The following is a 9,544-nucleotide window of genomic DNA, read 5'->3' on the forward strand; positions in this document are numbered from 1 at the left end:
TCAAGGAGCTTTAGATGAACGCATTGACCCGTGTCTCGCTGGCCGTCGGCCTGGCCCTATTGCCTCACGTGGTGCTGGCGGATAACCCGCCACCGATCAAACCCAAGGTGATGCTGATCACCATGTTCGCCCCCGAGGCGCAAACCTGGATCGACCGCCTCGAACTTAAACAAGAGGTACGCGTTCCGGGCTTGTCCGCCGAATATCCCGTGATTCGCTGCAACACCCAAGACGTGTGCCTGCTGGTAACCGGCATGGGCCAGACCAACGCTGCCGCGTCTACCCTGGCCCTGGCCTTGTCGCCCAAGTTCGACCTGCGCCAGAGTTACTTCCTGATCGCCGGAATCGCCGGTATCAGCCCCAAGCACGGCACCATCGGCACCGCCGCCTGGGCTCATTACCTGGTGGAGTTCGGCACGCAGTGGGAGCTAGATTCACGGGATGCACCCAAGGACTGGCCGACGGGCTATATCGGGATCAACACCAAGGGGCCCAACGAAAAACCACCGTTGGACTACAAGACCGAAGTGTTTGAGCTCAACCAAAAGCTGCAAGCCAAGGCGTTTGCCTTGTCGCACAAGGTGGAGCTGACAGAAAGCACAGAGTCCGCCGCCTGGCGCAAACACTACCCCGCCGCCCCGGCCAACCAGCCGCCGCAAGTCACCCGCTGCGACACCCTGGCGGGCAACACCTGGTTTTCCGGTACCCGGTTGAGCGAACGTGCCGAAGTCTGGACCAAGTTGCTCACCGACAACAAAGGCGAATACTGCACCACCCAACAGGAAGACAACTCCACCTACGAAGCGCTGCTGCGCGCCAGCCGCGAAGGCTTGGTGGATATCCAGCGCCTGGCCGTGGTGCGCGCAGGTTCCGACTTTGACCGGCCTTACCCTGGCTACAGCGAAGTGGACAACCTGCTCAAGTATGCGGACCAGGGTGGGTTTGTACCGGCGCTGGAAAACCTGTACCGCACGGGCAACCCGTTGGTCCAAGCGATTGTGAAGAACTGGTCGGCGTGGGAAAAAGGCGTTCCCGAAGCCGAATAAAGATCAACACTGTGGGAGCGGGCTTGCTGTGGCGAGCAAGCTTGCTTGCGCTGGGGTGCGTAGCGCCCCCAAAAAAGCCGGCTCCAGCTGCGCTATCGAGCGGGAGCAAGCTCCCTCGCCACAGCAAGCCCGCTCCCACATTTCTATCCATCAGGGCAGGAAGATGATTTTGTCTGGGCTGCCGTTGTTCACTTCTGCATAGCACTGAACACCCTCCGCCAACGCCACTTCACGCAACCCTGTAGGCAGCGGCAACAGGCCTTCATCAAAGAAGCGCCCAAACGCCTCCAGCATCACCGCGCATTGTTCGCAGCTATAGAGCAAAGAGTTGATCCCAACCACCGACCCGCCCTTACGGTACAGCGCCAGGGCCGGTAACTGCACATGGCCGTCAACGGGTGCGGCGATGATGGCGATGCGGCCGAACGGTGCCAGCCCCGCCACCGCGGCAGGCAGCCAGAAACCGGTAGTGTCAAAGATCACGTCGGCGCCGCCCTTGAACACGGCCTGCACTTGCGCGCCCAATTCCTCCGGCTTGCCCAAGGCAATCGCCTCCAGCCCTTGGGCCTGCAACATCTCGAGCTGATCGGCCTTGCGCACGGCCGCCAATACCTGCGCACCGCGTATCTTCGCCAGCGCCAACGCCGCACTGCCGACCGCGCCGTTGGCGCCGACCACCAGCAAGCGCGTGCCCTTGCCAACGCCGCTGCGCTCCAGGGCATCCCAGGCGGTGGTATAGGGCACACCGAGGCTGGCCGCCTGGGCAAAGCTCAAGTGCGTAGGTTTGTACGCCACGCCCTTGGCTGACACGCGCAGGTATTGGGCATGGGAACCGTCAGCGAAAAAACCCAGGTCACGACCGGTGCCCCAGACCTCCTGGCCGAGCAATGCCTGCGGGCCTTCCACCACCACGCCTGCGAAGTCACGCCCAGGGATGCGTGGCAGCGTGGTGTAGGGGAAACGGCCAAGCACGTTTTTGACGTCGCTGGGGTTCAGGCCCGCCGCGTTGACCTTGACCAGCACTTCGCCGGCAGACGGTACCGGCATGGGCACCTCCACTAGGCGCAGGTGGGCGAGGTCGCCGGTGTCGGTAAATTGCAGTGCGTTCATAGAGGGCATCCGTGGAAGGAAAAAGGGATCAGGACAACCAACCACTGACCAACTGCCGCGCCATGGGCCAGAGCTTTTCGCCGAGCAGCATGCCCATCAGGCCGACCAGTGCGATAGCGGGCGGTGCAGGCGAGCGGAAGTCCAGCGCGCCGTAGATCACGCCGACAAACAGGCCGATGGCCAAGGAAATCAAATAGCTCATGAACGCTGCGCCCGGTTGATTGATGGGCTCAGTCTAGTGCGCGTCTACCGTGGGTATCGGCCAAGTGCTTCAGGATTTCGGCCAACCCCTGTACTGCGACGGCGATACTCCCAGTTCACGTCGGAACATGTCACTGAAGCTACTGGGCGAATAGCCCAGGGTGCGCGCTATGCCGCTCACCGAATGGCCCTGGATCAACTCCGCCGCCGCCGTAGCCAACTGCACCTGACGGCGCCACTGGGCAAACCCCATGCCCAGGTGCTGCTGGAACAACCGCGCCAGGGTGCGCACGCTGGCGCCCGCGGCCTCGGCGTGCTGCTCGAACGGGATGTCCAGGGAGGGCGACGTCATGACGGCCTGGCACGCATTGATCAGCCGACGATCAGCCGCCACCGGCATGGCGATGCGAATAGGCGAGCGCCGTGCGCGTTGCAACTCCAACAGGGCCAGGCCTACGACAGCCTCGTAATAGGCCGCATCGCCGTGATCGCCCTGCTCCACCAATGTCACGATCAACTCACGCAACAAGCGGCCCACTTCTATGACCTGCACCTGGCTGTCCAGCGTCGCTGCCAACGCCGGGCGCAGGTAGATATTGCGCATCTGCAAATCGGAGACCACGCGAATCCCGTGCTCCACCCCCGGCGGCAACCACACCGCACGCTGGGGCGGCACCACCAGCGCTTCGCGGGGCGTCTCGACCCACATCACACCGCTCATCGCGTAGAGCAACTGGCCCCAATCGTGACTGTGCGGCTCTACGTACAACCCACGCGGGTAGGTACGCGCCAACGGCTGCACGGGAACGGCGAGATCACTGAGGTCGGGGGGCGCTGCCAGGGCCATGGCGGGTACACATCAATCGGGTCGGGTGACCATGGTAAAGACTGGTCGCCGGCAAACGAACTGTTTTTACTCATCCTGCAGGCACCGGGTGGCCGGGCCTGCAGGTCAATCCTGTCAACCGTGGGCTGACTTGGCGCATTCGCAACCCGTCGCCGCCGCGCAGGGTTCACCATGAGCATGGTGCTCGGCACAGCCCTGGCAGCAATAGCCCTTGCCGTCTTTCATTATTGCGTCAGCGCCCAATACACATTTGCAGTGAGGGCAAGCACAGGTTTGATCTGGCATGGTCAGACTCCTTTTTCATGGTCGTCCGATGCGGCGAGCGCCGCACCTTAAGCAGTGACCCTGGGCAAGCAAGCATGGTTCAGCGCCGTCAGTCGGCCCGGCGGCTATTACTGCGGTACATGAACACCAACGCCAGGGCAAGCAATAGCATGGCGAGGATACGGCTGCCCGACAGCTCGATCGCCGGGTTGCCCAGCCAGCCAAAGTTGTCGATCAGCATGCCCATGCCCAGTTGCCCGACAATCACCGCCACCGTGGCGACGGCTGTGCCGACCACAGGCACTGCGCCGACCATCACCATCATGTACACCACGCCAAACAGGGCACCGGTCAATTGCCACTTTGGCACCTCCAGCAGGCTGACGGCCTGGGCCGGTTCGAAGAAAAATATCAACAGCGCCGTGGTCAGCGCGCCCACCGCGAAGGTCAACAGACTGCTGCGCAATACCCCCACCGTCTGGCCCAGACGCCCATTGATAGCGGCCTGCACACTCAGCACCGCCCCCGCTGCAATCACCACCACCAACAACATAAACAGATTCATCGTCTTAACCTCGTGCAATCAGAACCAGAGCCGCCACAATCAACGCCAACGCGATCCAGCGCTCGCCATTGACCCGTTTGCGCGCCGTGCCGAACCAGCCGAAGTGGTCGATCAACACACTCTTGCCCACTTGGCCCGAGAGGATCGCGATCATGGTCATCGCGATGCCGATGTGCGGTGTGGCCAGGGTCAATACCACCACGTACATCGGCCCCAGAAACCCGCCGATCAGCTGCCAGCGTGGCAGTTGCGTGAATGCTGGACCCTTTTGCGGGCCGCTGAACAGCAGCAGTAAAAACAGAATCGCCGTGCCAACGCCAAAGATGCTCAACGTCGCCCACAAATGTCCGACCTGCGCGCCCAATGGCCCGAGCAACCCGGCCTCCACCGACAGGCCCATGCCCGCCAGAATCACCAACGGCAACAGCAGCAGCCGTAGAAGGTTATTGCTCGGCCTGGCCTGCGCCAGGCCTTCGGTAGAACGTGCCTGCATACATCACCCGTGTATCAAGAAAGGAAAAACATGGCGCGCATTATCCGGTGGCCGTGCTGTGCGATAAATGGGAGTATGCGGACAACACCTTTGCGCAAAACGCACAGCCTGGAGAGACGATGCAGGGCTTGAATGAACTGAGTTTCAAGGCGCTACGCCTGTTTGTGGCCGTGCTGGACCAGGGCAGCTTTTCCGAAGTGGCCCGCCGCGAAAGCCTGGCGCCCTCCTCCATTTCGCGGCAGATTCAACTGATGGAACAGGCCGTCGGCCAGCAATTGCTCTACCGCCATACGCGTGCCGTCAGCCCCACCGAAGCCGGCCGCCTGCTGGGCCGTCACGCACGCTTGCTACTCGAGCAGTTGGAGACGGCTAACCAGGCCCTGCAGGAGCAAGACAGCGAACCCAGCGGCCTGGTGCGCATCAACGCGCCCATGGCGTTCGGCCAGCGTCACCTTTCACCCTGGCTGGGAGGGCTGTGCCGGCTCTACCCGAAGCTGCAACTGGATATCCAGCAGACCGACACCTTCGTCGACCCGCTGCAAGACGGCACCGACCTGCTGTTTCGTATCGGCGTGCTCAATGACTCGGGCATGCAGGCGCGCATCTTCGCGCCGCAACGCTTTCGTATCGCAGCCAGCCCCGCCTACCTGGCCCAGCATGGCACGCCGCGCCACCCCGACGAACTGGCCCACCACCACTGCCTGGCCTACAAAGGCATCACCGGCCAGCAGCGCTGGTTCTTCCGCCGCGGCCAAGGCGATTGGACCCCCTACAGCGTCAGCGGCCCCATCACTGGCAACCACGCCGACACACTCACCCACGCCGCCGAACAAGGCCTGGGCCTGGTGGCGTTTCCGTCCTGGCTGATTGGCGAAAGCCTGCGCGCCGGCACCTTGCAGGCGGTGCTGAGTGAGTATGAGGTCGCGACAACCCTGGAGCCCCAACAGATCGCCGCGTTGTGGCCGGGCAGCCGCAGGCTCTCATTGAAGGTGCGCACGGTGATCGACTATTTCGTGGAGTGTTTTGGGACGGTGCCGTATTGGGATCGGTGAGTGTGACCGCCCCCTGATGGAGCGCAAACTGTTCGAAGGCGGTGTTGAGAAAACGAGCACATGACTCAACCCTAGCTCAGAACAACCACTGCCCGATCAACCACGCATTCGCCCCACTGATCACCGCGAACAAAAACCACGCCAGCAGCCGCGTGGGCAGCCGGTTGACGAATGGCCCCATCAATTGCTTGTCGCCAGTCATGCGGATCAGCGGGTACAGCGCAAAGGGCAACTGCAGGCTCAGGACCACCTGGCTGAGAATCAGCAGCTTGCCGATGGCATCATCACCCATCAGCCATACACCTAGAAACGCCGGGATCAGCGCCAGCCCACGGGTAATCAGGCGGCGCTGCCAGCAGGGTATGCGCAGGTTGAGGTAACCCTCCATGATCACTTGGCCGGCAATGGTGCCGGTAAAGGTCGAACTCTGACCCGAAGCCAGCAAGGCGATACCGAACAGAATGCTGGCGAAAGCACCGCCGACCAAGGGATCGAGCAGGTGATAGGCGTCCTGGATCTCCACCACATCGGTATGGCCGGTCTTGTAGAAGGCTGCAGCCGCCAGCACCAGGATGGCGCCGTTGACCAACAGCGCCAAGGCCAGGGAGCCGATGGTGTCGATACGCGCCAGCTTGACCGCGTCCTGTTTGCTCGCCAGGTCCTTGCCGATCAGGCGGGTCTGCACGATGGAGGTGTGCAGGTAGAGGTTATGAGGCATGACCGTCGCGCCGAGAATACCGATGGCCAAGTACAACGGCGCCGCATCGCTGATAGCCGACAGTGACGGAGTGAAGCCACTGAGCACGTCGGGCCAGTAGGGTTTGATCAGCACCAGTTCGATGAAAAAACACACGCCGATGGTGGCGACCAGCGCCAGCATGATCGCTTCCAGGCGGCGAAAACCACGATTTTGCAGGGCCAGGATCAACAGCGTATCGAAGGCAGTGATGACAATACCAGTGGTCAGCGACACGCCCAGCAACAGGTGAAACGCCAGGGCGCAGCCGAGCACTTCGGCAAGGTCTGTGGCGATGATGGAGATTTCCGCCAACACCCACTGGGCACGAGCAGAGCGCTGGCTGTAGCGCTCACGGCACAGTTGCGCCAGGTCCTTGCCAGTGGCGATACCCAGCCGTGAACACAGGCACTGCACCGCCATCCCCGCCAGGCTGGCCAGCAGCACCACAAACAACAGGCTGTAGCCGTAGCGTGAACCGGCTTCAATGGCCGTTGCCCAGTTGCCGGGGTCCATGTAGCCGATGGAGATCAACAGGCCGGGGCCAGCGAACATCAGCACCCGTTTAAAAAACGAGGCCTTGGGATCAACAGCGACAGAGCCGGCCACTTCCGGCGGGCAGAACGGGGCGGTAGCGATTTTCGGCAGGCTGAATTTCACGCGGTATTCCAGGCAAATACACAAGACTTGGGCAGCAGCTTATCAGTCGGACGCGACCGTGCGCATCACCGTGTCTCGCGGCAGGTCAAACGCTTCCACCACTTGCACCACCAGCTCCAGTTCCTGGTTAAGGGCCTCGCGCTCCATGCGCTGGCGAATCACGCCGATCACCAGTACCGCCAGGGTGGTGATCGAATATGCCGGGCCGGAAAACGCTCGCACCCCGCTGACCAGCAACATCGCCGCAGCCAGCGCCTGGCCCACCACCGGAATCGCCGTGGCCGCACCGCGCCGCAGGATAAACCCAGTCAGCCCGGCCAACGCCGTGCCGCTCAAGGCGGTGGTGGCCGAACGCCCCAGATCGAAACGGTTGAACAGCCCCTGCTCTTTTTGTGCAGCCGCCTTGAGCTCGGCCTCGAACGCCTGGCGATCAGCGCGACTGAGTTTGTCCTTGTACTGCTCGATCAGTGTTTCTGCGACCTGCCCTTCGATCTCTGCCAGCGCCACGTGCTCAAGTGGCTGGTCGAACTTGATGCCCAGGCGTTGCGCCACATCTTCGGCAATCTGGCGATAGCCCACGCCATGGCCACGGGCCAGGTTCATAAAGCTATCACCGCCCATGCGCTGCAATTCAATGGCCAGTTTCAACGGCTCGCGCACACTGGCATCAATCGCGGCACTGCGCTTTTGCGCCATCAGTTCGGCAAGAAACTTCAGCTCCTCCGGCCGCGCTTGCACCAATGCCGGGTACAGGTCCACGTCCGCTTCGGCAAAACGCACTTCACTGCTGCGCGAGTCCACACGGATCATGCCGCGCCGCTCCTGCAGCAAATCGGTGTACTGCACCACCGTCTTCAACTGCGGCCAATAGGCGGCATGATCGAAGCTGGCCAGGTGCACATTGGTGACCTTGGACTTGAGCGCGGGCGTTACGTCAATCGCATAGCGGCCAATGCAACGCTCGGTATCGGGTTTCATGGCCAGCGCCCAGTCCTTGCTGGAGTGGCAGTTGATCAACCGCCCCTTGAGCGGCGCCGACACATCGTCCCAGGGGCTCGATGTACAAATCGCCCCGCCCATCAACAACAGGTTATCGAGCGGCAGTTCGCGAGCAATCTCGGGGCTGGCCAGCAAGCTCTTGACCAGGATACGCGCGCCCAGGGAGTGGCCGATCAGGTTGATACGCCGTACCGGCAGCGACTGGTCGTGCAGGTAGCCGGCCAGCTCTGGCAATAACGTCTTGGCCACTTCATCGACCCGTGCCTCGACACTTTTGTAATGGTCGAGAAAATAGGCAATGGCCTTGCCCACGCCCACCGTCGCCGCGCCCAGGCCGCCACCGCCGAGCAGCGAGGCGAGCACGTCCTTGAACGGTGCAAACAGGTTTTCCAGAAAATGCCCCGCCGGCCAGAACAACATCAGGTTGGTCGACCCTTCGATACCGGCCAGTTGCTCCTTGAAACTGCCCAGTTGCTGACGGTTGAAGAATGCCGAATAACCGTGAACATAGAGATTGAGCACATCCCCCTGGGGCTCGCCACACAAGACGAACGTGGGTTTGCGGGTGCGGTGCATTTCATCCCACTGGTGTTGCATGGGGCGGTGACTCCTGGCGGAAGGGATGGCGATAGTAACAAACAGAGCCGACAATGAAGGTGAATCCTGACCAGCGTTCGCCACGCTCAGGACAATTGGAATAGCCTGAATCTGGCGAAGAGCCCAGCTACTTCAACAGGCAAAGTTGTCAATTTTGACCTGGCCATCCGGAAAAGTGGCGATGATTTCCAGCTCGCCCCCCATCGCACGTATGTAGTCACGCAACGTGCTGATGTACATATCAGTACGACGCTCCATCTTCGAAACCGCTGCCTGGTTGATATTCAATGCCTTTGCCAGGCTTGCCTGGCTCAGTTGCTGGGCTTTGCGCAACTCATGCAGCGGCATTTCTTTCAAGTGTTGCTGAAATATCTGCTCGGCATCGGCGTGCGCCTCAGGTGTCATGCGAGCTTTCAGTTCCGCGAATTTCTTAGCCATGGTCACGGCCCTCTTTACGCAATGAGTCTAAATGTACGTCGTACAGCTTCTCTGCCAAGGGTACGTACTCGTGGTACCAACGGTGCTGTGCGGTTTTATCGCCACCTATCAGCAACACTGCACAGCGCCGAAAATCGAAGGCATACAACACCCTGTAAGGTCGCCCTGCATGCTGTACCCGCAACTCTCGCAGGTTGCCGTGCCGAGCACCCTTGATATCGCTGCTATGGGGAAAGCGCAGCCCAGGCCCGAACAGCCCCAGCAAATCAACACTGGCAGCCACCGACGATTGCTCCTTTGCATCCAAGCCATCCCACCACTCTTCGAATTCATCCGTGTATTCAATGTCCCAGACCATGCAAATATGCCACCCAAGGAATATAAACTCAAGTGCATAACTTTAGGCCGGCGTCGGTTGGTCGCCAGCCGTGTTCCGGAAGAAATTGTATTCACATCCTTCAGGCTGCCCGGTGAGCAATAAATGCCCTGCTTTCATGAACCAACGTACTTCTTCAAAAAATCTTCCAAAAAAAACC

The 9,544-nt window shown here is 61.1% G+C and carries 12 protein-coding genes; 2 read left to right on the forward strand and 10 right to left on the reverse strand.

Translation table 11 applies throughout. The annotated features are described in order from the left end of the window. Positions 1 to 14: 14 nt before the first annotated feature. Complete coding sequence (locus FXO12_RS06855) at positions 15 to 1,046, forward strand: purine nucleoside permease (RefSeq protein WP_034127319.1); 1,032 nt, start codon at positions 15 to 17, stop codon at positions 1,044 to 1,046. Between the two features lie 150 nt (positions 1,047 to 1,196). Here the strand turns inward: FXO12_RS06855 and FXO12_RS06860 are convergent, their stop codons facing one another. The 6 genes from FXO12_RS06860 to FXO12_RS06885 all read right to left on the reverse strand — a co-directional run bounded on the left by FXO12_RS06860 (position 1,197) and on the right by FXO12_RS06885 (position 4,526). Continuing rightward, a complete protein-coding gene (locus FXO12_RS06860; protein WP_054918674.1) occupies positions 1,197 to 2,156 on the reverse strand; it encodes a zinc-binding alcohol dehydrogenase family protein in 960 nt (319 codons plus the stop codon). A gap of 28 nt (positions 2,157 to 2,184) precedes the next feature. After that, positions 2,185 to 2,358 (reverse strand): DUF1427 family protein, encoded by a 174-nt coding sequence (locus FXO12_RS06865; protein WP_014718843.1) that lies wholly within the window; start codon positions 2,356 to 2,358, stop codon positions 2,185 to 2,187. A 69-nt stretch (positions 2,359 to 2,427) separates the two neighbouring features. Further along, entirely contained in the window at positions 2,428 to 3,204 is a 777-nt protein-coding gene (locus tag FXO12_RS06870; protein ID WP_054897042.1) for a helix-turn-helix transcriptional regulator, read from the reverse strand. 114 nt (positions 3,205 to 3,318) lie between these two features. Next, positions 3,319 to 3,489, reverse strand: a complete 171-nt coding sequence (locus FXO12_RS06875; RefSeq protein WP_019816816.1) for a putative metallothionein — start codon at positions 3,487 to 3,489, stop codon at positions 3,319 to 3,321. A gap of 88 nt (positions 3,490 to 3,577) precedes the next feature. After that, on the reverse strand, positions 3,578 to 4,033 hold the full coding sequence (locus FXO12_RS06880) for a DMT family transporter (RefSeq protein ID WP_003191976.1): 456 nt from the start codon (positions 4,031 to 4,033) through the stop codon (positions 3,578 to 3,580). A 4-nt stretch (positions 4,034 to 4,037) separates the two neighbouring features. Next, positions 4,038 to 4,526 carry a DMT family transporter gene (locus tag FXO12_RS06885; RefSeq protein WP_014718846.1) on the reverse strand — a complete coding sequence of 163 codons (489 nt, stop codon included), beginning with the start codon at positions 4,524 to 4,526 and terminating at the stop codon, positions 4,038 to 4,040. 119 nt (positions 4,527 to 4,645) lie between these two features. Here FXO12_RS06885 and FXO12_RS06890 point away from each other — a divergent pair, with 119 nt between their 5' ends. Next, positions 4,646 to 5,578 (forward strand): LysR family transcriptional regulator, encoded by a 933-nt coding sequence (locus tag FXO12_RS06890; protein WP_057977109.1) that lies wholly within the window; start codon positions 4,646 to 4,648, stop codon positions 5,576 to 5,578. 76 nt (positions 5,579 to 5,654) lie between these two features. On the opposite strand, the gene FXO12_RS06895 is transcribed toward FXO12_RS06890, so the two are convergent. From FXO12_RS06895 to FXO12_RS06910, 4 genes are all read right to left on the reverse strand, one after another. Beyond that, complete coding sequence (locus tag FXO12_RS06895; RefSeq protein WP_057977107.1) at positions 5,655 to 6,974, reverse strand: Nramp family divalent metal transporter; 1,320 nt, start codon at positions 6,972 to 6,974, stop codon at positions 5,655 to 5,657. A 42-nt stretch (positions 6,975 to 7,016) separates the two neighbouring features. After that, on the reverse strand, positions 7,017 to 8,570 hold the full coding sequence (locus tag FXO12_RS06900; protein ID WP_054897040.1) for a DUF726 domain-containing protein: 1,554 nt from the start codon (positions 8,568 to 8,570) through the stop codon (positions 7,017 to 7,019). Positions 8,571 to 8,702: 132 nt separating this feature from the next. Beyond that, positions 8,703 to 9,008 (reverse strand): XRE family transcriptional regulator, encoded by a 306-nt coding sequence (locus FXO12_RS06905; protein ID WP_057977105.1) that lies wholly within the window; start codon positions 9,006 to 9,008, stop codon positions 8,703 to 8,705. Next, complete coding sequence (locus FXO12_RS06910; protein ID WP_034127312.1) at positions 9,001 to 9,366, reverse strand: type II toxin-antitoxin system RelE/ParE family toxin; 366 nt, start codon at positions 9,364 to 9,366, stop codon at positions 9,001 to 9,003. Before FXO12_RS06910 ends, FXO12_RS06905 begins: the two co-directional genes overlap by 8 nt. Positions 9,367 to 9,544: the final 178 nt, after the last annotated feature.

Origin of the sequence: Pseudomonas sp. J380, assembly GCF_009827115.1 — a bacterium.
Taxonomy (GTDB): domain Bacteria; phylum Pseudomonadota; class Gammaproteobacteria; order Pseudomonadales; family Pseudomonadaceae; genus Aquipseudomonas; species Aquipseudomonas paracarnis.